At 64.2% G+C, this 23,959-nt stretch carries 25 protein-coding genes; 9 read left to right on the top strand and 16 right to left on the bottom strand.

Translation table 11 applies throughout. The features are described from left to right. Positions 1-31 precede the first annotated feature (31 nt). The 4 genes from RB2654_RS16695 to RB2654_RS16680 are packed head-to-tail and all read left to right on the top strand — an operon-like array spanning position 32 to position 5,910. Complete coding sequence (locus RB2654_RS16695; RefSeq protein WP_008334016.1) at positions 32-1,546, top strand: class I adenylate-forming enzyme family protein; 1,515 nt, start codon at positions 32-34, stop codon at positions 1,544-1,546. A gap of 18 nt (positions 1,547-1,564) precedes the next feature. Beyond that, positions 1,565-3,661, top strand: coding sequence for a 3-hydroxyacyl-CoA dehydrogenase NAD-binding domain-containing protein (locus tag RB2654_RS16690; RefSeq protein ID WP_008334012.1), 2,097 nt, complete (start codon positions 1,565-1,567; stop codon positions 3,659-3,661). A 1-nt stretch (position 3,662) separates the two neighbouring features. Continuing rightward, complete coding sequence (locus tag RB2654_RS16685) at positions 3,663-4,850, top strand: acyl-CoA dehydrogenase family protein (protein WP_008334010.1); 1,188 nt, start codon at positions 3,663-3,665, stop codon at positions 4,848-4,850. Between the two features lies 1 nt (position 4,851). Next, entirely contained in the window at positions 4,852-5,910 is a 1,059-nt protein-coding gene (locus tag RB2654_RS16680; protein ID WP_008334009.1) for an acyl-CoA dehydrogenase family protein, read from the top strand. 213 nt (positions 5,911-6,123) lie between these two features. Here the strand turns inward: RB2654_RS16680 and RB2654_RS16675 are convergent, their stop codons facing one another. From RB2654_RS16675 to RB2654_RS16620, 12 genes are all read right to left on the bottom strand, one after another. Then, positions 6,124-6,528: a PaaI family thioesterase gene (locus tag RB2654_RS16675; RefSeq protein WP_008334007.1), complete on the bottom strand. Its 405-nt coding sequence runs from the start codon at positions 6,526-6,528 to the stop codon at positions 6,124-6,126. Next, positions 6,525-7,343: an IclR family transcriptional regulator gene (locus RB2654_RS16670; RefSeq protein ID WP_008334005.1), complete on the bottom strand. Its 819-nt coding sequence runs from the start codon at positions 7,341-7,343 to the stop codon at positions 6,525-6,527. The genes RB2654_RS16675 and RB2654_RS16670 overlap by 4 nt, the downstream gene beginning before the upstream one ends. Before the next feature lie 11 nt (positions 7,344-7,354). Next, complete coding sequence (locus RB2654_RS16665) at positions 7,355-8,137, bottom strand: SDR family NAD(P)-dependent oxidoreductase (RefSeq protein ID WP_008334003.1); 783 nt, start codon at positions 8,135-8,137, stop codon at positions 7,355-7,357. Further along, positions 8,130-9,152 carry a phosphotransferase family protein gene (locus RB2654_RS16660; RefSeq protein ID WP_008334001.1) on the bottom strand — a complete coding sequence of 341 codons (1,023 nt, stop codon included), beginning with the start codon at positions 9,150-9,152 and terminating at the stop codon, positions 8,130-8,132. The genes RB2654_RS16665 and RB2654_RS16660 overlap by 8 nt, the downstream gene beginning before the upstream one ends. 7 nt (positions 9,153-9,159) lie before the next feature. Next, the gene (locus tag RB2654_RS16655; protein ID WP_008333999.1) at positions 9,160-9,816 is read right to left on the bottom strand and encodes a histidine phosphatase family protein; all 657 of its coding nucleotides are present in this window, start codon (positions 9,814-9,816) and stop codon (positions 9,160-9,162) included. Continuing rightward, complete coding sequence (locus RB2654_RS16650; RefSeq protein WP_008333997.1) at positions 9,817-11,052, bottom strand: acyl-CoA dehydrogenase family protein; 1,236 nt, start codon at positions 11,050-11,052, stop codon at positions 9,817-9,819. Between the two features lie 81 nt (positions 11,053-11,133). Next, complete coding sequence (locus RB2654_RS16645) at positions 11,134-12,336, bottom strand: acetyl-CoA C-acyltransferase (protein ID WP_008333993.1); 1,203 nt, start codon at positions 12,334-12,336, stop codon at positions 11,134-11,136. A gap of 14 nt (positions 12,337-12,350) precedes the next feature. Continuing rightward, complete coding sequence (locus tag RB2654_RS16640; RefSeq protein ID WP_008333992.1) at positions 12,351-13,280, bottom strand: SDR family NAD(P)-dependent oxidoreductase; 930 nt, start codon at positions 13,278-13,280, stop codon at positions 12,351-12,353. Continuing rightward, on the bottom strand, positions 13,277-13,735 hold the full coding sequence (locus RB2654_RS16635) for a MaoC family dehydratase (RefSeq protein WP_008333990.1): 459 nt from the start codon (positions 13,733-13,735) through the stop codon (positions 13,277-13,279). Before RB2654_RS16635 ends, RB2654_RS16640 begins: the two co-directional genes overlap by 4 nt. Before the next feature lie 4 nt (positions 13,736-13,739). Next, positions 13,740-14,558 (bottom strand): SDR family NAD(P)-dependent oxidoreductase, encoded by an 819-nt coding sequence (locus RB2654_RS16630; RefSeq protein WP_008333983.1) that lies wholly within the window; start codon positions 14,556-14,558, stop codon positions 13,740-13,742. Further along, complete coding sequence (locus RB2654_RS16625) at positions 14,555-15,661, bottom strand: acyl-CoA dehydrogenase family protein (RefSeq protein WP_008333982.1); 1,107 nt, start codon at positions 15,659-15,661, stop codon at positions 14,555-14,557. The genes RB2654_RS16630 and RB2654_RS16625 overlap by 4 nt, the downstream gene beginning before the upstream one ends. A gap of 4 nt (positions 15,662-15,665) precedes the next feature. Beyond that, positions 15,666-16,853, bottom strand: coding sequence for an acyl-CoA dehydrogenase family protein (locus tag RB2654_RS16620; RefSeq protein ID WP_008333981.1), 1,188 nt, complete (start codon positions 16,851-16,853; stop codon positions 15,666-15,668). Positions 16,854-17,016: 163 nt separating this feature from the next. Here RB2654_RS16620 and RB2654_RS16615 point away from each other — a divergent pair, with 163 nt between their 5' ends. From RB2654_RS16615 to RB2654_RS16595, 5 genes are all read left to right on the top strand, one after another. Next, the gene (locus RB2654_RS16615) at positions 17,017-18,252 is read left to right on the top strand and encodes a branched-chain amino acid ABC transporter substrate-binding protein (RefSeq protein ID WP_008333980.1); all 1,236 of its coding nucleotides are present in this window, start codon (positions 17,017-17,019) and stop codon (positions 18,250-18,252) included. A 91-nt stretch (positions 18,253-18,343) separates the two neighbouring features. After that, positions 18,344-19,276: a branched-chain amino acid ABC transporter permease gene (locus RB2654_RS16610; protein WP_008333979.1), complete on the top strand. Its 933-nt coding sequence runs from the start codon at positions 18,344-18,346 to the stop codon at positions 19,274-19,276. Next, positions 19,273-20,535 (top strand): branched-chain amino acid ABC transporter permease, encoded by a 1,263-nt coding sequence (locus RB2654_RS16605; protein ID WP_008333977.1) that lies wholly within the window; start codon positions 19,273-19,275, stop codon positions 20,533-20,535. The genes RB2654_RS16610 and RB2654_RS16605 overlap by 4 nt, the downstream gene beginning before the upstream one ends. Next, positions 20,532-21,302 carry an ABC transporter ATP-binding protein gene (locus RB2654_RS16600; RefSeq protein WP_008333976.1) on the top strand — a complete coding sequence of 257 codons (771 nt, stop codon included), beginning with the start codon at positions 20,532-20,534 and terminating at the stop codon, positions 21,300-21,302. The genes RB2654_RS16605 and RB2654_RS16600 overlap by 4 nt, the downstream gene beginning before the upstream one ends. Next, positions 21,299-22,006 carry an ABC transporter ATP-binding protein gene (locus RB2654_RS16595; protein ID WP_008333975.1) on the top strand — a complete coding sequence of 236 codons (708 nt, stop codon included), beginning with the start codon at positions 21,299-21,301 and terminating at the stop codon, positions 22,004-22,006. Before RB2654_RS16600 ends, RB2654_RS16595 begins: the two co-directional genes overlap by 4 nt. Before the next feature lie 15 nt (positions 22,007-22,021). Here the strand turns inward: RB2654_RS16595 and RB2654_RS16590 are convergent, their stop codons facing one another. From RB2654_RS16590 to RB2654_RS16575, 4 genes are all read right to left on the bottom strand, one after another. Then, a complete protein-coding gene (locus RB2654_RS16590) occupies positions 22,022-22,474 on the bottom strand; it encodes a DUF805 domain-containing protein (protein ID WP_008333974.1) in 453 nt (150 codons plus the stop codon). After that, positions 22,471-22,860 carry a DUF805 domain-containing protein gene (locus RB2654_RS16585; RefSeq protein WP_008333973.1) on the bottom strand — a complete coding sequence of 130 codons (390 nt, stop codon included), beginning with the start codon at positions 22,858-22,860 and terminating at the stop codon, positions 22,471-22,473. Before RB2654_RS16585 ends, RB2654_RS16590 begins: the two co-directional genes overlap by 4 nt. An 89-nt stretch (positions 22,861-22,949) precedes the next feature. Continuing rightward, positions 22,950-23,402 carry a DUF805 domain-containing protein gene (locus RB2654_RS16580; protein WP_008333971.1) on the bottom strand — a complete coding sequence of 151 codons (453 nt, stop codon included), beginning with the start codon at positions 23,400-23,402 and terminating at the stop codon, positions 22,950-22,952. A gap of 28 nt (positions 23,403-23,430) precedes the next feature. Next, positions 23,431-23,880 carry a DUF805 domain-containing protein gene (locus RB2654_RS16575; RefSeq protein ID WP_008333968.1) on the bottom strand — a complete coding sequence of 150 codons (450 nt, stop codon included), beginning with the start codon at positions 23,878-23,880 and terminating at the stop codon, positions 23,431-23,433. Positions 23,881-23,959 lie beyond the last annotated feature (79 nt).

Genomic DNA, 23,959 nt, shown 5'->3' with positions numbered 1-23,959 from the left:
ATACGGGCCGCCAGAGCCCGAGGGAGGATCAATGGATCGCATTCACGAACTGACCCGCGGGCAGTCGCCCGACGCCCTTGCAATCGTCGACCATGACGGGGCGCACTACAGCTTCGGGGATGTCGAAGCCATGGCCGATACCATGGCCGGGATGTTGAAGGCCGCAGGGGTCGAGCGCGGCGACCGGCTGATGATCGTTTCGGAAAACTGCGCCACCTATGCCATCGCGATTCTCGCGGCGAGCCGCCTCGGCGCCTGGGTTATGCCCGTGAACGCCCGCATGTCCGACGATGAACTGGACGCCCTGCGCAACCACGCAGGCGCCCGCTTCGCGATCTTCACGCCCGAGGCATCGGTACCGTCCGCAGCCCATGCCGACCGACTTGGCGCGACGTCGCGCGGCACCCTGCCTTGCGGCGACGTTCTGGTGGCAGGCCCCCTGCCCGGCGAAAACACCGCGCCCGAACCCGAGACCGGGACCCCGCGCGATTCCGTCGCGGCCCTGATCTACACGACCGGGACGACATCCGCCCCCAAGGGGGTCATGCTCACCCATGGGAACCTGATCTGGAATGCGGAAATATCGGCGCGCCTGCGCGGGATGGCCCCCGGCGATCTGGTCGTCGGCGTTTTGCCCGGGACGCATATCTTCGGCTTCGCCTCGGTCTTCCTCGCCTCGCTTGCCGGGGGCAGCGCAATCCGGTTCCTGCCGCGCTTCTCGGCGCCCGCAATCCTCGACGCCTTCGCCGAAGGCGGCAGCGTCATGCCCGCCGTTCCGCAGATGTATCAGGCGATCCTCGCCGAACTCGCAAAGCGCGGCACACCGCCCGATGCCCCCAAGCTGCGCTATATCTCGTCCGGTGGTGCGCCGCTCGACCCCGAGTGGAAAGAAAAGATCGAAGCGACCTTCGGCCTGCATCTTCAGAACGGATATGGGCTGACCGAAACCTCGCCCGGCGTTGCGGGCACCCGGCGCGACACCCCGCGCGACGACACGTCCTGCGGCCAGATCCTCGACGGTGTGGAATGCATCATCGACGAGCCGGACGACGAAGGGATCGGAGAGCTTCTGATCCGTGGCCCCAACATCATGAAGGGCTACTACCGAAACCCCGAAGCGACGCGGGCCGCCATTCGCGAAGACGGGTTCTTCCGGTCCGGCGACTTCGCGAAGATCGACCCGGACGGAACGCTCTGGATCATGGGCCGCAAGAAGGAACTCATCATCCGGTCCGGCTTCAACATCTACCCGCCGGAAGTCGAGGCGATGCTCACACGCCATCCCGACGTCTATCAGACCGCCGTCGTCGGGCGTCGCGTATCCGGCAACGAGGAAGTGCTGGCCTTCGTCACCGCGAAGCCCGGCGTGACGGAAGCGGATCTCAAGGCCTTTCTTCACGAGCACCTCGTGCCCTACAAGGTGCCCCAGCATATCTTCATCATCGAACAGTTCCCGGCGGCAGCGACCGGGAAGATTCTGAAACACAAACTGACCGAGACTTTCGCCCACCTGCTCGACGAGCGGGATGCGGCGGTCGCGACCTGACAGAGGACAGAGCCACCCATGAGTGAGACCACCAAGATCAACGACGTCATGACCCTCGAACGTGTGGGCAAGGTCGGGCTGATCTGCATCGACAACCCGCCCGTCAACGCCTCGGGCCAAGCCGTGCGGCAGGGGCTGGTGGACGCGGTCGCCGCCGCCAACGCGGACGCCGGGATCGAGGTCATCGCGATCTACGCCGCGGGCCGCACCTTCGTCGCCGGTGCCGACATCAAAGAGTTTGGCAAGACGCCGCTGGAGCCGTCGTTGCCCGACACGATCAACGCGATCGAGGCGAGCGAAAAACCCGTGATCTCGGCCCCGCATGGCACCGCGCTTGGCGGTGGTCTGGAAATCTGCATGGGCACCCACGCGCGCGTGGGGGTCAAGGGGCTGCGCGTCGGTCTGCCGGAGGTGAACCTAGGCCTGTTGCCCGGCGCGTCCGGCACCCAGCGCGGGCCGCGCCTGATGGGCATGAAGAACACGCTCGACATGGCCCTGTCCGGGCGGCAGGTCTCGGGCGAAGAGGCGTTGTCGATGGGTCTGATCGACGGGCTTGAGGCGGGCGAACCGCGCGACGTGGCGCTCGCCGCCGCCGAAGACGTGCTGTCGGGCAAGCTCAAGACCCGCCGCACCAGCGACCTTGGCGTCGAACTGGACGAGGCCGCGCTGGACGATGCGGCCAAGATGGTCGCGAAGAAGATGAAGCACCACCCGACCGCGCCGAACATGATCGAAGCGGTCAGGATGTCGACCGGCCCGATGGCCGACGGCATGGCCTATGAGCGCAAGAGTTTCATGGAAGGGCTGAAAGACCCCGCATCGCAGGGGATGCGCCACGCCTTCTTCGCGGAACGCGCCGTGTCGAAGATCCCCGAAGGCAAGGCGACGCCGCGCGAGATCGCAAAGATCGGCGTGATCGGCGGCGGCACGATGGGGTCCGGCATCGCCACGGCGGCCCTGACCTCTGGCTTCGCGGTGCGCCTGATCGAGATTTCGCAGGAGGGACTGGACAAGGGCGTCGGCTTCATCACCGGGAACTTGGGCGGGGCCGTGAAACGCGGCAAGATGAGCGAGGCCAAGCGCGACAACGCGATGGCGCGGCTTGAACCGTCGACCGACATGGAATCGCTGTCCGACGTCGACCTCGTGATCGAGGCGGTGTTCGAGAACATGGACGTGAAGAAGGACATCTTCGGCCAGCTCGACAAGATCTGCAAACCGGGGGCCATTCTGGCGTCGAACACGTCCTATCTGGACATCAACGAAATCGCCTCGGCCACGTCCCGGCCCGAGGATGTGATCGGCCTCCACTTCTTCTCGCCCGCGAACCTGATGCGCCTTCTGGAAGTGGTCGTCGCGGACAAGACCGCGCCCGAAGTGGTCGCCACGGGTTTCGCGCTGGCCAAGAAGATGAAGAAGGTCGGCGTGCGCGCGGGCGTCTGCGACGGGTTCATCGGCAACCGCATCCTCGCCTATTACGGCAAGACCGCCGGATATCTGATGGAGGATGGCGCGAGCCCGCAGCAGATCGACAACGCGCTTGAGGATTTCGGGTTCGCCATGGGGCCTTACAAAGTCGGCGACCTCGCGGGCCTCGACATCGGCTGGGCCAACCGCAAGCGCATGTCGGCAACACGACCGAACGACGAACGCTATGTGCGCATCCACGACAAGATCTGCGAAGAGGGCATGTTCGGCCGCAAGACCGGATCGGGGTTCTACATCTACGACGACGAGGGCATCCGCCCGAACCCCCGTGCACTGGAAATCATCGACGCGGAACGGGCGGCCAAAGGTATCCTGCCCAAGACGTTCACCGACGAAGAGATCGTCGAGCGCTATATGACCGCCATGATCTCGGAAGCCGCGCGTGTGGTCGAAGAGGGGATCGCACTGCGGCCCATCGACGTGGATGCGGTGTTCCTGTTCGGCTACGGCTTCCCGCGCTTCCGCGGCGGCCCGCTTCACTATGCGGACACCATCGGCGCGAAAGAACTCGTCGCGCGGATTGAACGCTATGCCGAGGATGATGCGTATTACTGGAAAGTGCCCGCGATCCTGCGGCGTATGGCCGAGGACGGGACGACCTTTGCCGATCTGAACAAGGAGGGGTGAGATGGACCTGAGCTTCACCAAGGAAGAGGAAGCGTTCCGCGATGAGGTGCGCACGTTCCTTGCCGACAACCTGCCCGACGACCTTGCCGAAAAGGTGCGGATCGGCGGAGAGCTGGAAAAGCACGACATGGAACGCTGGCACGCGATCCTGAACGACAAGGGCTGGCTCGCCTATGGCTGGCCGGTGGAGTTCGGCGGGACCGGCTGGTCGCCCGTCGAAAAACACATCTTCGAAGAAGAGGCCGCGCGCGCCAACGCCCCGCGCATCGTGCCCTTCGGCCTCGCGATGCTGGGGCCGGTGCTTCAGAAATTTGGATCGAAAGAACAACAGGACCATTACCTGCCCCGCATCCTCGACGGGACCGACTGGTGGTGTCAGGGCTATTCCGAACCGGGCGCCGGCTCGGACCTTGCCTCGCTCAAGACCCGCGCGGTGCGCGATGGCGACGAATACGTCATCAACGGGCAAAAGACATGGACCACCCTCGGCCAGCACGCCGACTGGATCTTCTGCCTCGTGCGCACCAAGACCGACGGCAAGCCGCAGGAGGGGATCAGCTTCATCCTCGTCGACCTCGCCACGCCGGGGATCGAGATGCGCCCGATCAAGCTGATCGAAGGCGGCCACGAGGTGAACGAAGTGTTCTTCACCGACGTCCGCGTGCCTGCCGCGAACCTCGTGGGTGAAGAGAACATGGGCTGGACAATCGCCAAGTTCCTGCTGGGTCACGAGCGCACCAACATCGCGGGCGTCGGGTTCAGCATGAAGGCGCTGGAAGAGGTCAAGGCGCTCGCACGCCGCACCAAGCGCAACGGCAAGCCGCTGATCGAGAACCCGCTTTTCGCCGCCCGGATCGCGGATGTCGAAATCGAGCTGGAAGCGATGAAGATCACCAACCTTCGGATGCTCTACACCGCGCAGACGCAGGGTGCGCCGGGGCCGGAAACCTCGATCCTCAAGATCAAGGGCACCGTGATCCGTCAGGCTTTGAACGATCTGGCCCGCCGCGCGCTGGGTCCGGCCGCGGCCCCCTTCCCGTCCGAGGCGATGTTCGGCAACGCCGCCCTCGTCGAAGCGGGCGACGTGAACAATGCCGCCGACTATTTCAACAACCGCAAACTGTCGATTTTCGGGGGGTCGAACGAGATCCAGCGAAACATCCTGACCAAAGCGATGCTGGAGCTCTGACATGGACTTTTCCCTGACCGAAGACCGCCGGATGCTGTCGGACTCGCTGAACCGGTTCATCTCGGACAAATATGGCTACGACCACCGCGTGAAAGTGGCCTATGACGCGCCGTTCCACGACACAGCGCTCTGGGCCGAGATGTGCGAGTTGGGCGTGCTCTACGCCCTCGCGCCCGAGGATGCGGGCGGGTTTGGCGGCGCTGGCTTCGACATCACGACGGTGTTCGAGGCGCTCGGGCGCGGCATTTGCCCCGCCCCGGTTCTCGGTTCGCTCTTGGCCTCGAAACTGCTGACCGCCGCCGGGGCCGACCAGTCGGCGCTCCTCGACGGTTCGGTGCGCTACGCGGTCGCCATCGGCGAACTCGACGCGCCCTACGACCTCGACGCGATCGAGACCGAGGCGAAGGACGGCAAGCTGACGGGCCGCAAGGCCGTGGTCTATGGCGGCGCGGATGCCAAGGTGTTCCTCGTCGCGGCCAGATCCGGTGGCACCCTCGCGGTCTATGAGGTCAAGGCCTCGGACGCGCAGGTCACGGGCTACGCCTTGATCGATGGCGGCGGCGCGGCGGAACTGTTCCTCGACGCCACGCCGGGAACCGAAGTGCTCGCCGACGCCACCGCCGCGCTCGAAGATGCGCTGGACGCCGGTCGCCTCGCCCTGTGCGCCGAGGCTGTGGGCGCGATGGATGCGACCAACGAAATCCTGCTCGACTATCTGCGCACGCGAAAGCAGTTCGGCGTCGCCATCGGCAAGTTTCAAGCCCTGCAACACCGCGCCGTGGACCTTGTGACCGAGATCGAACAGGCCCGGTCCATCACCATCCTCGCCGCGAGCAAGATGGGCGCCGAGGAGCAGGCGAAGTTCGTCGCAATGGCCAAGACTCTGATCGGCCGGGCAGCGCGGCTGGTGGCCGAGGAAGCGATCCAGATGCATGGCGGCATCGCTATGACCTGGGAGGCGGCGGTCAGCCACTACGCCAAACGGCTCGTCATGATCGACGCGCAATTGGGCGACGTGGACTATCACCTCGAACGTGTGATCGCGACCTACGCGGCCTGATCTTGCGGGTTGATCTTGCGAATTCCAATGCGGGGCCATCGCCCCGCATTAACCTTATCACGGTATCGGGCGACGCGGAAAATCTCTCAAATCACTGATTTTACTGTATTTTCAAAGGCATCGAGAGCCGCCTAGGATACTAGAATCCTAGTATTCTGGTATTGCGAACAGGCACCGATTGCGGCCCCGACCACACCCTGCAAACTCCAAATGTCAGGTAGAGCGATACCGGAACACGCCCGTCCCGGTCGCGACCGTCACCCCGGTGTCATCGATGATCGACGCTTCGGCGAAGACACTCTTGCGCCCCCCGCCCGTCCGCCGACCCTCGGCGATCAGGACCGTGCCCTTGGGCTGCGCCAGGTAATTCACGTTCAGGGAAAGGGTCATCGCCAGCCGCCGCGTTTCCGGGTCACCCGTGTAGCAGGCAGCGAACCCCATGACCGTGTCGATCAGGGTTGCGTAAACGCCGCCATGCGGAATGCCGTAACGGTTGCCCAGCTTATCGGTGATCGGCAGCCTGAACCGGGCATAGTCCTCGGACCAGTCCTCGATCTCGAACCCCAGAAGCTTCTGGAATTCATACGGGTCTTCGATGAGCGACGGGTCGAGGCTCACGCCGCCGGTTTCCCCGGTGCCCCCGACGACAGGTTATGCGCCGCGCGCTTCACCCGCTCGGCATAATGTTCGAGCAGTTGATCCGGCTCCACGAAGAACGACGGCCCCCCGACGTTCAACCCATAGATCCGGTCGCCATTCAGCGAAAACACCGGCACCGCCAGCCCGTTCACATCTTTGCGCCATTCCCCGAAGCCGGTGCAAAGCCCGTGCTCCTCGTAGTCGCGCAGGCCCTTTTCGACCGATGAGATGATCCGCTCCCGCTCGTCGGGCAGTTGCGCGAGCCCCTGATCCACCAGCGCGGTGCGCTGCTTCTCCGTCATGCCAACAAGGATCGCGCGGCCTATGGCCGAGTAGAACAACGGCAGCCGCGCGCCCACGTTGATGGTCAGCGCAATCGCTTCCTTCGAGCGGTGCACGGTCGTATAGACCGCCCGCATCCGGTGCTGTTCGGCCAGCGCCGAGGTGATGTGCGGGTTCGGCCCTTCATCGCACAGGGCGGCCAGCTCCTCGCGCGCGCGGTCGGTCATCTCGATCGACGACAACACCCCGAAGCCCAAGGCCAGAACCCCCGCGCCAAGGCGGTAGGTGCCGGTGCGTTCGGAATAGACAAGATAGTCGAGCTTGCGCAGCGTATGCGTCAGACGCGAAATCGTCGGTTTCGGCAGGCCGGTGCGCTGCGCGATTTCCTGATTGGTCAGGTTCGTTTCATAGGGCCGGAAGCATCTGAGCACGTCGAGACCCCGCGCAAGCGCGGTCACGAACTTGCGGTCACCATCCGCGTCGATGTCGTCGATCAGATCGTCCTTACCCATGACAGTCCCCTTTATACAGCGGTCAGGCCCCCATCAATCGAAATGGATTGGCCTGTCATGAACGTGTTCGCGTCCGAGACGATCCAGAGCATGGCCTGCACCACCTCCATCGGGTCCGCCACCCGGCGCATCGGCACACGGCTGGCGATCATGCCGTAAGCATCGTCCCGGCTGACGCCGTGGCGTTCGCCCATCGCATCGCCCATCGCCTCGACCATCGGAGTGGACGCGAAGCTGGGGCAGATCGCGTTCACGCGAATGCCCTTGCGCGCAACCTCGTCGGCGGCGGCCTTGGTCATGCCGATCACCGCGTGCTTCGACGCGGCATAGGCCGAGAGTTGACCCGACCCGACCAGCCCCGCAGCCGAGGCGGTGTTCAGGATCGACCCGGCCCCCTGCTTCAGCATCACCGGCAACTGGTGGCGCATCCCGATAAAGACGCCCTTTGCGTTGATCTGCATGATCTGATCGTAGGTGTCGAGCGGTATGTCCGGCAGCCGCGCCAGCCCGCCCCCGATCCCGGCGTTGTTCAGCGCGATGTCGAGCCGTCCGAAGCGGTCCACGCCCTTTTCGATATGCGCCCGCATCGCAGTATCGTCGGCCACCGACAGCGCGTCGGCAACCACCTCGGCCCCGAGGCTTTCGAGATTGCGCGCGACCTCGTCCAGCCCGTCGCCATTGATGTCGGACAGCATCAGCTTCGCGCCCGCCCGCGCGAACTCCGTCGCCGCCATCGCGCCAAAGCCCGAGGCTGCGCCGGTGATCTGCACCACTTTCCCGTCGAACTCAGCCATGCGCCGCCTTCAGCCCCCCTGCCGCGAATTGTGGAACCGCCTTGCCCAGACGCATCGCGCGTTCCGGGTTCGACGCATTGCCGTCGAGCGCACGTTTATAGACGCCCTGAATGATCGCCCCCATGCGGAAGAACGCGAAGGCGATGTAGAAATTCATGCCCGGAATGCCCGTGAGCCCCCGCGCCTTGCAGTACATCGCCACGAACTCCTCGTCGGTCGGGATGCCAAGGCTCGCCCGGTCCACGCCAGCCAGACCCCGCCCCTCGGCCCCCGGCGGCATCTGCCACTGCATGAGGAGCGAGGCGAGATCGGCATAAGGATGCCCGATGGTCGATAGCTCCCAGTCCAGCACGGCGGCGCAACGCGGCCCGTCCGTCTCGAACAGCATGTTGTCGATGCGGTAGTCGCCATGCACCAGCCGCCGCTGATCGTCGTCGGGGATGTTCGCCGGCAGCCAGTCGATTAGCGCGTCCATGTCCGCGATGCTTTCGGTCTCGGACGCGCGATACTGCTTTGTCCAGCGCCCGATCTGACGCTCGAAGTAATTCCCCAGCGGGCCATAGTCCGACAGGCCCACGGCCTCGATATCGACCTCGTGGATCGCGGCGAGCACGCGGCACATTTCGGCATAGATCGCCGCGCGTTCTTCGTTCGACACGTCCGGGATGCGCGGGTCGTCGATATTGCGGCCCGCGACCGCCTCCATCACGTAGAAATCCGACCCGATCACGTCGGGGTCTTCGCAAAGAACATGCATCTTGGCGACCGGCACGTCCGTCTCTGCCAGCGCCGATTGCACCCGAAACTCCCGATCAACCGCATGGGCCGATTTCAGAAGCTGCCCGGGCGGCTTTCGCCGCAGAACATACGGACCCGTAGGGGTGTCGAGCCGGAAGGTCGGGTTCGACTGGCCCACGTTGGACTTCTCTGCCGTGATCGGCCCCTGAAAGCCGTCCATATTGGCTTCCAGCCAATTCGCGACGGCGTCGGTGTCGAGCTGCTGGGTGTCGGTCATGGCTCCCTCAGCTATAGGTCAGCATCTCGTCCGCATTGGCGGCGTCGATATGCGGGGTTTCGTTGAAGCCGTGCAGATAGGCGCCGTTGCGACCCTGCACGATCTTGTTCACGGCGCAGTTCTTCATCTGGAGTTGAAGCAGGATCTGCTGCTCGGCAGGTGCATCCATCACCAGCCGCACCATCTGGCTGATCGCGCCACCGGACGAGACCATGAGCGTATCGCCCTCGGCCGCCGCCATAGCATCCTGCACCCGGCCGACGAAGGCGCCGAAGGTCTCGGGCGGGTTTTCGATTTCATCCGCCTGCCACGCCAGCACGGTCGCCTTGAGCTGCCGGAAATGCGCGGCGCGGTCCCCTTTGGTGTGTTCGGGCAGCGCGTCGGTCTGCTTGTGCGCCGCCAGCAGCGCCGAGAAATCGAACTCGTTCAGGCCCGGATGCACCACCGGATGGGCCGCGACGCCAAAGCCTTTCGCGATCCCCTCCAGCGTCTCGCGATGCCTGACCTGCGAGCCGACCATCACCTTGTCCGGCCACGCCCAGCCCTGCCGTTTGAGCGCCACGCCCAGCGCCTCGGACTGGCGATGACCAAGCTCGGAGAGCTTGTCGTAATTCGCCGCGCCGAACGACGCCTGAGCGTGACGTATGACGGTGAGAAGACCCATTCAGATCTTCTCGTTGGTGTACTTGCGCAGCTCGGCGCGTGCGACCTGACGCCTGTGGACCGCATCGGGACCGTCGGCGAAGCGCAGGGTGCGCAGGTTGGTATACATCCGCGCCAGCGGCTGATCTTGACTGATGCCCTCGCCACCATGCATCTGCATCGCCTCGTCCACCACCTTGGTCGCCATGAGCGGTGCCACCACCTTGATCTGCGAAATCCACGGCTGCGCTTCCTTCACGCCGAACGTATCCATCATGTAGGCGGCCTTGAGGCACAGCAGCCGGGCCATTTCGATTTCCATCCGCGCGTTCGCGATGATGTCGAAGTTGGCACCGAGCGAGGCGATCTTCTTGCCGAAGGCCTCACGCGACAGGCCGCGTTTGCACATGAGCTCCAGCGCGCGTTCGGCCTGACCGATGGCACGCATGCAGTGGTGGATGCGCCCCGGTCCAAGCCGCCCCTGTGCGACCTCGAACCCCCGGCCTTCGCCAAGGATCACGGCGTCGGCGGGCAAGCGCACGTCGGTGAACTTCATGTGCATGTGACCGTGCGGCGCGTCGTCGTTGCCGAAGACCTGCATCGGGCGCAGGATCTCGACGCCGGGCGTGTCGGCGTCCATCACGAACATGGTGTGACGCGCGTGTTTGGCCGCCTCCGGGTCGGTCTGGGCGAGAACGATGTAGACTTGGCAGCGCGGATCGCCCGCGCCCGAGATCCACCATTTCTCACCGTTCAGCACCCATTCGTCCCCGTCCTTCTTCGCCTCGAAAGACAGTTGAACGGCATCGGAGGAGGCGACGCCCGGCTCGGTCATCACATAGGCCGAGCGGATTTCGCCATCGAGGAGCGGTTTAAGCCAGCGGTCCTTGTGGGCCTGCGTGCCATAGCGTTCCAGCACTTCCATGTTGCCGGTGTCCGGGGCCGAGCAGTTGAAGGTTTCGGCCCCCAACGGCGCCTTGCCCATCTCTTCGGCGAGGTAGGCGTATTCGACCGTGGTCAGGCCATAGCCCGCCTCGCTGTCGGTCAGCCAGAAGTTCCACAGGCCGCGTTTCTTCGCCTCGGACTTCAGCTCGTCGAGGATTTCCTTCTGACGGTCGTTCAGCACGAAGCGGTCGTTCTGAGGGTTGTTCCCGATCTCGCCTTCGTATTCCTCGCTGAGATGCACGATCTTTTCCGCCATCAGCTTTCGCACGGCTTCGATCAGTGGCTTGACCTTTTCGGTGACGCCCAGATCCATATTCTGTCCTCCTTGTCCGGCCGGATGCCGGCTCGCTTATTTGAACACTAGTGTTCAATTATTGGCAATAGTGTTTGGCGCTTAGAGCACCTCGAACAACCCTGCCGCGCCCATGCCGCCGCCGACGCACATGGTGCAGACTACGTATTTCGCGCCGCGACGTTTTCCTTCGATCAACGCGTGCCCGACCATGCGCGCCCCGGACATGCCGTAGGGATGGCCGATCGAGATGGCGCCGCCGTTCACGTTCAGGATTTCATTCGGAATGCCAAGGACGCGGGCGGAATGGAGCACCTGACAGGCAAAAGCCTCGTTCAGTTCCCACAGCCCGATGTCGTCCATCTTGAGCCCATGAGCCTCAAGCAGTTTCGGCACCGCGTAGATGGGCCCGATCCCCATTTCGTCGGGGTCGAGACCGGCGGCCATCACGCCGACATAGCGGCCCAAAGGCTGAAGCCCGCGCTTCTCGGCCTCTTTCGCCTCCATGATGACGCTTGCGCTGGCCCCGTCGGACAGTTGCGAGGCATTGCCCGCCGTGATGAACTTGCCCTCCTGCACGACCTGACCGTCCCGGAACACCGGCGACAGGCTCGAGAGGTTTTCGATGGTCGTCGAGGGGCGGTTGCCCTCGTCCTTCTCCAGCGTCACCTCGGCGAAGGACACTTCCTTGGTGTCCCGGTCGATGATGGCCTGCGTCGAAGTCAGCGGCACGATCTCGTCGTCGAATTTGCCCGCCGCCTGCGCCGCCGCCGTGCGCTGCTGGCTTTGAAGCGCGTATTCGTCCTGATCCTCGCGGCTGACGTTGTAGCGGTCCGCGACGATCTCGGCCGTCTCCAACATGCTCATGTAGAGCGATGGCACATGCTCCATCACCCAAGGGTCGCGCAGGTGATCGGTGCGCATGTCCTGATTCTGGACGAGGCTGATCGACTCGACCCCGCCGCCGATGGCAACCTGCATCCCGTCATGCACGACCTGCTTGGCCGCCGTCGCAATCGCCATCATGCCCGACGCGCACTGCCGATCCATCGACATGCCCGCCACGCTGGTCGGCAGCCCCGCGCGGATGACCGCCTGACGCCCGATGTTGCCGCCCGTGGAGCCCTGCTGGATCGCCGTGCCGATCACGCAATCCTGCACCTCGCCACCCTCGAGCCCGGCGCGGTCGACGGCATGGCGAACGGCATGACCGATCAATTCCTGCGCATGGGTGTTGTTGAAGGCACCGCGAAAGGCCTTGCCGATCGGGGTGCGGGCGGTCGAGACGATGACGGCATCGCGCATGGTTCTGTCCTTCCTTATTCGTTCCACGGGAGCGGGAGGCCTCGGGCCGCCGCGCCCATGCGGGCATATTTGCGAGTTTGCGAAAACGCGTTGTCCATCACGGCAGCGCCTTCGGGGTCACGAATGCGGTCCATCGCGGCGACCACGCCGTCGACGTTCAGGTCGTCCCCGACCAGCGCGACACCTTGCGTTTCGGTGATGCGGATCTCTGCGAAACAGCCGCCGCCTGCGCCCAGCACCATCTTGGTCGGCACATCCTCGGCCACGAGCGCCAGAAGGCCCGGCGTGATCGTCTCGGGCTGGAGCAGTTCCAGCGTCTCGGGCGTCAGAAGCGCCTCGGTCATCCGCGTCGCCGCCGTGGGGGCCAGCGTGTTGACCTTGATGTTCTTCTTCGCGCCCTCGATGGCGAGCGTGTTCATCAACCCCACGACACCGGCCTTGGCGGCACCGTAGTTCGACTGTCCGAAATTCCCGTACATGCCCGAGCAGGAGGTCGTGACCACGATCCGCCCGTATTCGCGCGCTGCCATGTGGGTCCAGACCGCCTTGCAGCAATTCACGGTCCCCATGAGATGCACGTCGAGCACCTTGGCGAAGTCGGACAGGTCCATCTTGGCGAAACTCTTGTCGCGCAGGATGCCCGCGTTGTTGACGAGGATGTCGACATGGCCGAATTCGGCAATCGCCTCGTCCACCATCTTGCGGGTGTCGTCGGCGCTGGTCACATCGGCCCCGTTGGCGATGGCGTGACCGCCCGCAGCCCGGATCTCCTCGACCACCGCGCGCGCGGCGTCCGAACCCGATCCGCTGCCGTCGGTCGCGACGCCCAGATCATTGACCACGACCTTGGCGCCGCGCTCGGCCAGACCCAAGGCGTGACACCGGCCCAGCCCGGCCCCGGCGCCCGTGACGATGGCCACGCGGCCCTCGAAAGAAACACTCATTCGTTCGTCTCCAGATATCTGCGACCGATCCACTCGGCGATGAGGGCCGGTTTCTCGGCCCCGTCGATTTCGACCGTCACTTTGGTCACGGTGGTGATTTCGCCGGGCCGGGACGTGTCGCAGGATTTCAGTTCAAAGCGTGCGCGAATGCGGCTCCCCACCTTCACCGGCGACAGGAAGCGCAGCTTGTTGAAGCCGTAGTTGACGGACATCTTCGTGCCGTCGATCGCCGGAACGCCATCGTATGTCATGGCCGACAAGAGCGACACGGTCAGGAACCCGTGGGCAATCGTCCCGCCGAAGGGCGAGCGTGCGGCGGCCACCGGGTCGGTATGGATATACTGGTGATCCTCGGTCACTTCGGCGAAGGCGTCGATCCGCTCCTGCGTAATGTCGAACCAGCGCGAAACGCCGAGTTCGCGACCCTGAAGCGAAAGGTATTCATCGAGCGTCATCGCGTCACTCCGCAAACAGCGAGCCGGGAGAGTGGACGTTGATGCCACCGGACAAGGGCAGAATCGCCCCGGTGACATAGGCGCCACCCGGTCCGCACAGGTATTGCAGCGCCGCGGCGATGTCGGAGGGCTGCCCGAGACGCCCAAGCGGCACACGGTCGGCGGTGCGCCCGGCCTGATCCTGATCGGTCAGCGCAAAGGCGGTCATCTTCGACGGAAACGGGCCCGGCGCGATGGCGTTCACGGTGATGCCGCGCTCGGCCAGGTCGTTGGCGAGGATCGCGGTCATGTGGTGCACAGCCCCTTTGGACACGGCATAGGAATAGGCCCCGCCGCCTTTGGGCACGGTGCCCATCACCGACCCGGTGTTGACCACACGGGCCGGATCGGCATCCCGCGCCCCGGCTTCGAGCAGGGGGAGAAGCGCCTGGGTGAGCTGGAACATACCCGTGACGTTGAGCGCGTTGATCTTGTCCCAGCCGTCCCAGGGAAACTCGCCCAGCGGCGCGCCCCAGGTGCGGCCTGCGTTGTTCATCAGGATGTTCAGATGATCCGTGCGGGTCTTGACCTCGGCGACGAGCGCATCGACGCCCTCTTGTGTCGAGACGTCGCCCGCGAACCCTTCGACGGTTCCCGGCAGGCCCAGCGCGTTCAGTTCCTCTGCGACCGCCACGCAGGCATCGCCCTTGCGGCTGGCGATCAGCACCTTGGCACCCGCGGCCATGAGCCCTTCGGTCGCCATACGCCCGATACCCGATGAACCGCCGGTGACGAGCGCCACCTTCCCGGTGAGGTCGAAAAGACGTGCAGGGGTCATGTTCATGCCGCCATCCCCCGCGCCCGTGCGACCACCGCCGCGTGATAGCCGTAGTCGCCCAGCCATTCGGCCGCGACCCGTGCGCGTTTCATGTAAAAGCCCATGTCGTATTCGTCGGTCATGCCGATCCCCCCATGCATCTGAACCCCCTCGCGCACGGCGAGGTTCGCGGTTTCCGTGGCCCGCGCCTTGGCGAGCGAGACCGCAAGGTCGGCCTCATCGGGGGTGGCGTCAAGCACACGACCCGCGTTCAGGATCGTCGAGGCGCTGACCTCGATTTCGCACCACAGATGCGCGGCCCGATGCTGGAGCGCCTGAAAGCTGCCGATGCGCCGCCCGAACTGCCTGCGCTCCTTGAGGTAGGCGGCGGTAATGCCGAAGGCACCCGCCGACAGGCCCGTCAACTCGGCGGCCAATGCAGCATGTCCGGCCCTCAGCGCCGGAGCCAGAGCGGCCAGACCCTGCCCGACTTCGCCCACGACATCCTCGCCCGTGGCCTGCACGTTGTCGAAGGTCAACGCGGCGTGGTCACGGCTGTCGACGAGATCCAGCTTGTCACGGGTCAGGCCCACGCGGTCGGCTTCGAGATCGAAGAGCGTCAGCCCGGCCTCGGCCTTGGCAAGCACGAGGATGCGTGTCGCGCTGGTGCCCTCGCCCACGAATGTCTTGGTGCCCGACAGCCGGAATCCGTTTCCATCGGCGCTGGCCTGCATCGCCGTCGCGGCGGGCGCGAACTTCGGCCCCTCGTCCACCGCCAGCGCATAGGTCACGTCGCCCGACGCGATTGCACCGGCCGGCCGCCCTGCCGCACGCAGCGCGCTGGCCGCGATGACAGCGGAGGACAGGAACGGCGACGCGACAAGCGTTCGCCCCATCTCTTCGGCCAGAATGTTCGCGGCGGCGAACCCCATATCGGAACCGCCCTCGTCCTCGCCCACGAGCACACCGGCCCAGCCCATCTTGACCATCTCGGCCCACAGGTCCGGGTCGAAGGCACGGCCCTGATCGCGGTTCGCCCGCAGGTTCGCGACCGGGGCCGCGTCGTCCAGAAACCCGCGCGCGGCATCGCGCAGCATGGTTTCATCTTCGGTCGGTATCAGCATCGCCATCCCGTCAGTCCCCCGGCAATTCGAGGACGCGCTTGGCGAGGATGTCGAGCATCACCTCGGACGTGCCGCCCTCGATCGAATTCGCTTTGGTGCGCAGCCATTCCGGCGCGAGCGTGCCATAAGGCCCCTCCCACGCCAGCGCATCGGACCCGCCAGCGGACATGAGCAGCTCGAAGCGCGCCTTGTTCAACTCGGTCCCGTAGTATTTCAGCATGGCCGAGGCATTGCCGACGCCCCCCTGTTTCGCCATGTCCTTGTAGCGATCCAGCGTCAGGTTCATCGCAAGCTCATCGACGCCCAGTTTCATCGCGCGGCCCATGATGACGGGATCGTCCTGCCCCTCGTCCGCCAGCACGCTCGCCACGCTGCGCCCGCCGGTCAGACCCGAGCCGCCGCCACCGATCATCTCGCGCTCATGGGTCAGCAGGTGCTTGGCCACGTCCCAGCCCCGGTTCTGTTCTCCGACGATCGCCGACAGCCCTTCGCCATAACTCTTGGGGACGCGCACATTGTCGAAGAACGTCTCGCAGAACGGCGATTTGCCCGAGATAAGCCGGATCGGCTTGGTCGTGACGCCCTCGCTTTCCATGTCGATCAGCATGAAGCTGATGCCGCGATGCTTGGGCGCGTCCCGGTCGGTGCGTACGAGCGCGAAAATCCAGTCGGCCTTGTCGGCGTAGGAGGTCCAGATTTTCGAGCCGTTCACGAGCCAATGGTCGCCCATGTCCTCGGCACGGGTCTGAACGCTGGCAAGATCCGACCCGGCGCCGGGTTCCGAATAGCCCTGACACCAACGCACCTCGCCGCGCGTGATCTGCGGCAGGAAATGGCGTTTCTGTTCTTCGGTCCCGAAAGCCAGCAGCGCCGGGCCGAGCATCCAGAGGCCGAAGCTGTCCAGCGGCTTCTTGACCCGAAGCCTGTCCATCTCTTCCTTGAAGATCTTGTCCTGCGCCCGGCTGAACCCTGCGCCACCGTATGCTTCCGGCCAGGTCGGGGCGGTCAACCCGCGCTCGGCGCAGGCCTCCAGCCATACCTTCTGGTCGTCCGAGGTGAAAACCCAACGCTTGCCACCCCAGCAAATGTCGTCTTCACTGAAGGCGCGATCCCGCAGCGAGGCGGGCGCGGTGCGGTCGATCCAGTCAGCGATCTCTGCCCGAAAGTCGGCAAGACTTTCCTGACCCATATCCGGCATGGGTGATTCTCCTCCCGTTTTCTTCATATCGGCACAAAGCCTCGCAGTTCTGCAAGGCGAAAATGAGTTTCACAAATTTCTTGACTCGGATGAAACATCGTTTTTCACTGCGGAACATAGAAGGCACCCGCAGACGGGCGTTTTCGAAAAAAGGGAGGATTCAATGAACTTTCGCAAAACCGCCATTCTGGCGGCTGCAACATCCGTGATCGCGATCGGTGCGGCCAGCGCCGACACCATCAAGATGGCCTTCATCGACCCGCTTTCGGGTCCGTTCGGCCCGTCGGGCGAAGCCGCTTACACCAGCTTCCAGCTTGCCGCCGAGCACATCAACGCCAATGGCGGCGTGAACGGCGACATGATCGAGGTCACCGGCTACGACAACAAGGTGAACCCGAAAGAGTCGCTGGTTCAGCTTCAGAAAGCCATCGACGACGGCGCACGCTACATCCTTCAGGGCAACGGTTCCTCCGTCGCCGCCGCGCTGATCGAAGCTGTGAACAAGCACAATGCGCGCAACCCCGGCGAAGAGATCCTGTTCTTCAACTACGCCGCCGTGACGCCCGCCTTCACCAACGAGCTGTGCAGCTTCTGGCACTTCCGCTTCGATGCCCATGCCGACATGAAGATGGCCGGTATCACGGACTGGATCGCCGAGCGTGACGACATCAAGTCGGTCTATCTGATCGGTCAGGACTATGTCTTCGGTCAGGCCGTCGCCGCCGCCGCCGAAAGCCAGCTGGCCGAAAAGCGCCCCGACATCGAGATCGTCGGGAACGAGCTTCACCCGCTGGGCAAGGTCAAGGACTTCACCCCCTACATCCAGAAGATCATCTCGTCCGGTGCCGATGCGGTCATCACCGGCAACTGGGGCGCGGACATGCAGCTTCTGATGAAGGCTGCCGCCGAAAGCGGATCGGACGTTCCCTACCTGACCTTCTACGGCGGGTCCAAGGGTGCGGTGTCGTCGCTGGGCGAAGCGGGCATCGGCCTTCTGTATCAGGTGTCCGAAGTCACCACGAACCTCGAAGCCTCGGATGAGCAATACGCGCTGATCGAGGAATATAAAGAGCGGTTCCCGGACTACGACTACTACTACCACCGCGCCTGGAACGCGATGGACATGTTCGTGGCCGCCGCCGAAGCCGCCGGCTCGGCCGATCCGATCCCGGTCGCCAAGGCTCTGGAAGGGCTGACCATCGAGCACGCCTACGGTTCGGCCACGATGCGCGCCGAGGATCACCAGATCCAGCAGCCGCTTTACATCTCGGTGGTGTCGGACGACGTGAAATACGGCGTGGACAACATCGACCTCGGATGGAAGCTCGTGGATGCGGGCACGATTTCGATGGAAAGCGCAGAACAGCCGACCACCTGTGAAATGGAGCGCCCGGAGTAAGTCCGCGCGCCCGTATCCGGGCTTGTCACTGGCTTGATATGGGGCGCCGTGCGGCAGCGTACGGCGCCCTTCGTTCCCTCACGAGGTCCCAATGGAAACGATTGTCTTCGGGCTATTGAACGGTGTGAGCTATGGCCTGCTCCTGTTCATGCTGTCCTCCGGCCTGACGCTCATCTTCTCGATGATGGGCGTTCTGAACTTCGCGCATGCGAGCTTTTACATGCTCGGCGCCTATTTCGCCTTCACCATCACCGGCAGCACGAGCTTCTGGATCGCGCTGTTCATCGCGCCGGTCCTCGTGGGCCTCGTCGGCGCGCTCGTCGAACGCTACGGGCTGCGCAAGGTCCATGCGAACGGCCATGTCGCGGAATTGCTGTTCACCTTCGGCCTCGCCTACCTGATCGAAGAGGTCGTCAAGATCGTCTATGGCAAGACCGCCGTGGACTACCGCGTGCCGGACCTTCTGAATTTCGCGGCGTTCGAGATCTACGGCGCCACCTTTCCGGCCTACCGGATCTTCGTGATCTTCATCGCCATCGCGATGCTCGTGGGGCTTTGGTTCCTGCTCAAACGCACCCGCGCGGGCCTTATCATTCAGGCCGCGCTGACGCATCCTCACATGGTCGGCCATCTGGGCCATAACGTGCCATTCATCTTCATGACCGTCTTCGGCATCGGCTGCGCGCTCGCGGGTCTGGCGGGCCTCATGGCAGGCAACATCTTCGTCACCGACCCGGCTATGGCGGTCCAGATGGGCCCCATCGTCTTCGTGGTCGTCGTGGTCGGCGGAATCGGATCGCTCGAGGGGGCGTTCCTCGCCTCGCTGCTGATCGGACTGCTCCAGAACTTCGCGGTCGGCATCAACGCGAGCTTCGCCGAGATTTTCGCCTTCACGGGCCTGTCGCCCACGTCGGAGGTCGGTGACATCACCATCTCGTCGCTCGCGCCGGTCCTGCCCTTCCTGCTGCTGGTCCTGATGCTGATCTTCCGCCCGCAGGGCCTGATGGGGGAGCAGGAGCTATGAGCGACGCGACACAAACCTTCCAGAACCTCGCGCCCAGCGCGGGGGCCAAGTTCCGCCAGCGCACCCTGCCCATCCTGATCTTCGCCGCCTGTCTGGCCGCGATCCCGATGGTCGGACCCAGCCGGACGTTCTACACCATCGCGCATCAGATGGGCATCAACATCGTCTTCGCGCTGTCCTACAACATGATCCTCGGCAAGGGGGGCCTTCTGTCCTTCGGTCATGCCGTCTACTTCGGCTTCGGCGGGTACGTCGCCATGCACGCGATGAACTGGATCGAGGACGGGTCGGGACTGTGGGCCGGGTTCCCGGTGTTCTTCCTCCCCCTCGTCGGTTTCGCCGGAGGGGCGCTCGCCGGTGCGATCATCGGCTGGCCGTCCTGCCGCAAGGCGGGCACGACCTTCGCCATGATCTCGCTCGGCGTGGCGGAACTCGTCTTCGCCGCCGCCTTCATGTTCGACAGCTTCTTCGGCGGCGAACAGGGGATTTCGGGCGACCGGATGAACGGGGTCGAGCTTTTCGGCCTATCGATGGGCCCGATCAGCGAGGTTTACTGGTTCATCGCCTTCTGGACCGTCGTCGGCCTCGTCGGCATGTGGGCCTTCACCCGCACGCCGCTGGGCAAGCTGTCCGAGGCGACACGCGACAACGCTCAGCGGGTGCAGTTCATCGGCTACAACCCGCAGCGCGTGCGCTACCTCGTGTTCATCTTCGCGGGCGGCTTCGCGGGCCTCGCGGGCGGCATGGCGGCCGTGAACTACGAGATCTTCACGCCGGACGCGATGTCGCTGGTGCCCTCGGGCTTCGTGCTCATCATGGCCTATGTGGGTGGCATCACCTACTTCGTCGGGCCGATCTTCGGGGCGATCCTGCTGACCTACATGCAGTCGATGCTGTCGGACTTCACCGAGGCGTGGCTGCTGTATCTTGGCGTGCTGTTCATCGCCATCGTGATGTTCGCCCCGCGCGGCATCGCAGGCATCGTGTTCGGCATCTGGGACGGGCTGCGCGGCAGCAATCCGGGACAGTATATCGCGGGGCTCCTGATGAAGCTCGCGGGCATCCTGCTCATGCTCATCGGCCTCATCGTGCTGGTCGAGGTCTCGGTCCGCTGGTCCAACGGCTACGGCGAAGTCTATGAGCCGTTCGGAATGCACCTTGGCCACCAGAACGTCCTGAGCTGGCTGATCATCGTGGTCACCGCCGTCGCCGGGGTCGCCCTGACCCGCTACGCATCCAAAGACAAGGAGGCCGCATGACGACCCCTGCGCTTTCGCTCGACAAGCTGAACAAAAGCTTCGGTCCGGCCAAGATCATCAACGACGTTTCGCTCGACATTGCGCCGGGCGAGCGTCACGCGATCATCGGGCCGAACGGGGCGGGCAAGTCGACGCTCTTCAACCTGATCTCGGGGCTTTACACGCCCACCTCCGGCACTGTCTCGCTCCATGGGCAGGACATTTCGGACATGCCGCCGCACGAGATCAACAAGCTCGGCCTCAGCCGGTCCTTTCAGGTGTCCAACATTTTCACCAACATGACCGTGCGCGAAAACGTGCGCTGCGGCGTGCTGCATTCGATGGGTCAGGGCTATGCCTGGTGGCGCAACATCGGCTCCAACAAGGCCGTGCAGCAAAAGACGTGGGAGGTGCTGGAACACTGTTCGCTGGCCGACAAGGCCAACGTGCCGGCCGCGCTCCTGCCCTATGCCGACCAACGCGCGCTGGAGATTGCGATAACCATCGCGGGCGGGGCCGACGTGATCCTGCTCGATGAGCCAACGGCGGGGATGAGCCATTCGGAAACCGCCCGCGCCGTGGACCTGATCCGGCGGGCGAGCGAGGGCAAGACGCTGGTGATCGTCGAGCACGACATGGGCGTGATCTTCGACCTGGCCGACCGGATCAGCGTGCTGGTTTATGGCGAGATCATCGCGACCGACAAACCCGAGGGCATTCGCGGCAACGCCGCCGTGCGCGAGGCTTATCTGGGCGATGAAGCCCTTCCCGAAGAGGTGACGGCATGACCCAAGCGATGCTTCAGGTGAAAGACCTTCACGCCTATTACGGCAAGTCCCACGTCCTGCGCGGCGTGGATATGGAGATCATGCCGGGCGAGGTGATCGCGCTTCTGGGTCGCAACGGCGTGGGGCGTTCGACCACGGCCAAGGCGATCATGGGCGAGGTGACGCCGCGCGGCGAGGTTCTGTTCAAGGGCGAACCCATCGCGGGGCTGGAAAGCCACAAGATCGCGCGGATGGGGCTGGGCTACGTTCCCGAAAGCCGCGACATCTTCCCTTCGATGACCGTGCGCCAGAACCTTGTCCTCGGCGTCAAGGACATGCGCAATCCGGGCAAGTACTCCATCGACGAGATGCTGGACATGTTCCCGAACCTGCGGGCGAGGGCCGACAATCCCGCGGGCGTGCTGTCGGGCGGCGAGAAGCAGATGTTGACCATGTGCCGCACGCTCATGGGCGACCCGGAGCTAATCATCATTGATGAGCCGACCGAGGGGCTGGCCCCCAAGATCGTGCAACAGATCGGTGACATGATCGCGGAGATCGCCAAGACGGGGGTCGCGATCCTTCTGGTCGAACAGAAGCTGTCGATTGCCCTGCGCATCGCACACCGGGTCTATGTGATGGGTCATGGTGAGATCGTCTATTCCGGCACCCCCGCCGAGTTCGCCGAGCGCGACGATGTGCGGGCGGAGTGGCTTGAGGTCTGATCAATCGCCGGGCGTTCAGGCGCCCGGCGGCGGCCCATATGCGTTGTCGCCCGGATCACCGGGCCGCGCGAGCCAGTAGAAGAACCAGACGAAAATCGGCGTGGCCACGATGAACACGGGGATCAGCGCCTCGTAGCCTTGCGTGATGAGCCGCCGTTCGTTCACGCTGACCAGCATGACGGCGGCAGTCGGCAGGATCGTCAGCGCGCCGGGTTTACCGATGTCCTGCAAACGCCGCGCGGTGAGCGCCGCCATGGGCAGGATCATCGACCAGAAAAAGAACCACGACACGAGCGAAGCCCACTTGGCCAGCCCGTAAACCTCGCCCAGTAGCGCGAACTTCGTCAGGTTCACCAGAAGGAAATTCCCGACGATGAAAAAGGCGAGGAACCACCACGCCGCGCGCCGCCCGGTGCGGCCCCGGAAGGTCGCGTAATTGCGGAGCGCCTGCGCAACAGCGCGGATCATGCGGCGGGGGCTGTGCCGCCCAGCGGGTCGCGGCCGTATTCGTTCGGGCCGTCGGTGCCCTTCTGGACCGCCCAGAACAGGATCACGAGGAACCCGATGACGGGGAGCAGGAACAGAAGCTGCCACCAGCCCGAGCGCCCGACATCATGCAGGCGGCGCGCGGTCACGGCGATGGCGGGGATCAGCGTGATGAGCGTGAAGATTGCGGACAGCGGCCCGATGTCCTGCAACACGCCCTCGAACAGCGCCATGTCGATGAGCGACAGGATGGTGGAGACGACGAAGACGAACAGGATGAACCACCAGAACTCGGCGCGCCGCGCACGTCCGTTGAATTCCACGTACTTGTCGCGCAACACCGTCTCGACGGCGGTCTTCATGTCCATCTACCTGTCTCCCTTCGGTTCCCTGCCCCGGTCCCCGTGTAAAAAGAGGCGGCGCTATGGCCGCCCCGTTCGATGTTCTAACCCACGTCTCAGACCTTGGGAATGGAGGTCTCGCTATAGGAGGGTTCTGCCGGTCCCTCGCCTTCGCCGCTGATCGGATCGCCGCCATACTGGTTCGGCCCCTTGTCCCCGGCTTTCGCCAGCCAGACGATCAGGATGATGATCCCGACGAGCGGGATGAGCGCGATCAGCAGCCACCAGCCGCGACGGTTGATGTCGTGCAGGCGCCGCACCCCGACCGCGAGGTTCGGGATGAGCGAGCCGAGCGCGAAGATGCCCGACAGGATCGGCGTATCGGTCGAGGCCGAGAAACTCCCGTCACCGGTCGTCGTCGTCCCGAAGAGGAGCGAGTCCACCACGCCCAGCACCAGATAGACGATCAGGTAGAACAGGTAGAACCACCAGTATTCCGCCCGCCGGGCACGCCCGGAAAACTTCGCGTAGTTGGAATAGACGGATTTCACCGCCTCCATCATGTTCATGGTGCCATCTCCCCTTCAGATGCCAGTGTCACACACGCGGAACCGAGGTGTCCGAATACGTCTCGCCCCCGTCGCCGTCGCTGCCGTCGATCGGATCAGGACCGAAACGGTTCGCCCCTTTGTCGCCGCCGGTGGCGAACCAGACGATCAGCACGATGAAGCCGACCAGCGGGATCAGACCGATGAACAGCCACCAGCCGACGCGGTTGATGTCATGCAGCCGCCGCACGCTGACGGCGAGGTAGGGGATGATCGTCGCAAGCCACCAGACCATCGACAGATATGGTGTGTCGGTCGAGGCCGAGAAGCCGTTCTCGGTCGTCGTCGTGGTGCCGAACAAAAACGAGTCCACGATACTCAGCACAAGGTTCACGATCATGTAGAACAGCACGAACCACCAGAATTCGGCCCTGCGCGCACGTCCCGAGAAGGTCGCGTATTTCGAAAAGACGGTCTGCACCGCCTGCATCATGTTCATTGTCCCAACTCCCTGATCTCGAAAATGTTATTGAGTTCAGTTTGCCTGAAAGCCGCCGAAAATCAACTTTTTGGACCGT

The organism is Maritimibacter alkaliphilus HTCC2654 (assembly GCF_000152805.1).
Classification (GTDB): domain Bacteria; phylum Pseudomonadota; class Alphaproteobacteria; order Rhodobacterales; family Rhodobacteraceae; genus Maritimibacter; species Maritimibacter alkaliphilus.
This window is presented reverse-complemented; position numbering and strand designations above follow the sequence as displayed.

Bases quoted from the DNA above. Each gene is read 5' to 3' on its own strand.
- RB2654_RS16690 (WP_008334012.1), top strand. From the start codon at position 1,565: ATGAGTGAGACCACCAAGATCAACGACGTCATGACCCTCGAACGTGTG.
- RB2654_RS16670 (WP_008334005.1), bottom strand. From the start codon at position 7,343: ATGGGTAAGGACGATCTGATCGACGACATCGACGCGGATGGTGACCGC.
- RB2654_RS16660 (WP_008334001.1), bottom strand. From the start codon at position 9,152: ATGACCGACACCCAGCAGCTCGACACCGACGCCGTCGCGAATTGGCTG.
- RB2654_RS16630 (WP_008333983.1), bottom strand. From the start codon at position 14,558: ATGAACATGACCCCTGCACGTCTTTTCGACCTCACCGGGAAGGTGGCG.
- RB2654_RS16615 (WP_008333980.1), top strand. From the start codon at position 17,017: ATGAACTTTCGCAAAACCGCCATTCTGGCGGCTGCAACATCCGTGATC.
- RB2654_RS16655 (WP_008333999.1), bottom strand. From the start codon at position 9,816: ATGGGTCTTCTCACCGTCATACGTCACGCTCAGGCGTCGTTCGGCGCG.
- RB2654_RS16640 (WP_008333992.1), bottom strand. From the start codon at position 13,280: ATGAGTGTTTCTTTCGAGGGCCGCGTGGCCATCGTCACGGGCGCCGGG.
- RB2654_RS16585 (WP_008333973.1), bottom strand. From the start codon at position 22,860: ATGGACATGAAGACCGCCGTCGAGACGGTGTTGCGCGACAAGTACGTG.
- RB2654_RS16685 (WP_008334010.1), top strand. From the start codon at position 3,663: ATGGACCTGAGCTTCACCAAGGAAGAGGAAGCGTTCCGCGATGAGGTG.
- RB2654_RS16625 (WP_008333982.1), bottom strand. From the start codon at position 15,661: ATGGCGATGCTGATACCGACCGAAGATGAAACCATGCTGCGCGATGCC.
- RB2654_RS16650 (WP_008333997.1), bottom strand. From the start codon at position 11,052: ATGGATCTGGGCGTCACCGAAAAGGTCAAGCCACTGATCGAAGCCGTG.
- RB2654_RS16605 (WP_008333977.1), top strand. From the start codon at position 19,273: ATGAGCGACGCGACACAAACCTTCCAGAACCTCGCGCCCAGCGCGGGG.
- RB2654_RS16695 (WP_008334016.1), top strand. From the start codon at position 32: ATGGATCGCATTCACGAACTGACCCGCGGGCAGTCGCCCGACGCCCTT.
- RB2654_RS16665 (WP_008334003.1), bottom strand. From the start codon at position 8,137: ATGGCTGAGTTCGACGGGAAAGTGGTGCAGATCACCGGCGCAGCCTCG.
- RB2654_RS16595 (WP_008333975.1), top strand. From the start codon at position 21,299: ATGACCCAAGCGATGCTTCAGGTGAAAGACCTTCACGCCTATTACGGC.
- RB2654_RS16580 (WP_008333971.1), bottom strand. From the start codon at position 23,402: ATGAACATGATGGAGGCGGTGAAATCCGTCTATTCCAACTACGCGAAG.
- RB2654_RS16620 (WP_008333981.1), bottom strand. From the start codon at position 16,853: ATGCCGGATATGGGTCAGGAAAGTCTTGCCGACTTTCGGGCAGAGATC.
- RB2654_RS16680 (WP_008334009.1), top strand. From the start codon at position 4,852: ATGGACTTTTCCCTGACCGAAGACCGCCGGATGCTGTCGGACTCGCTG.
- RB2654_RS16590 (WP_008333974.1), bottom strand. From the start codon at position 22,474: ATGATCCGCGCTGTTGCGCAGGCGCTCCGCAATTACGCGACCTTCCGG.
- RB2654_RS16610 (WP_008333979.1), top strand. From the start codon at position 18,344: ATGGAAACGATTGTCTTCGGGCTATTGAACGGTGTGAGCTATGGCCTG.
- RB2654_RS16575 (WP_008333968.1), bottom strand. From the start codon at position 23,880: ATGAACATGATGCAGGCGGTGCAGACCGTCTTTTCGAAATACGCGACC.
- RB2654_RS16600 (WP_008333976.1), top strand. From the start codon at position 20,532: ATGACGACCCCTGCGCTTTCGCTCGACAAGCTGAACAAAAGCTTCGGT.
- RB2654_RS16635 (WP_008333990.1), bottom strand. From the start codon at position 13,735: ATGACGCTCGATGAATACCTTTCGCTTCAGGGTCGCGAACTCGGCGTT.
- RB2654_RS16645 (WP_008333993.1), bottom strand. From the start codon at position 12,336: ATGCGCGATGCCGTCATCGTCTCGACCGCCCGCACCCCGATCGGCAAG.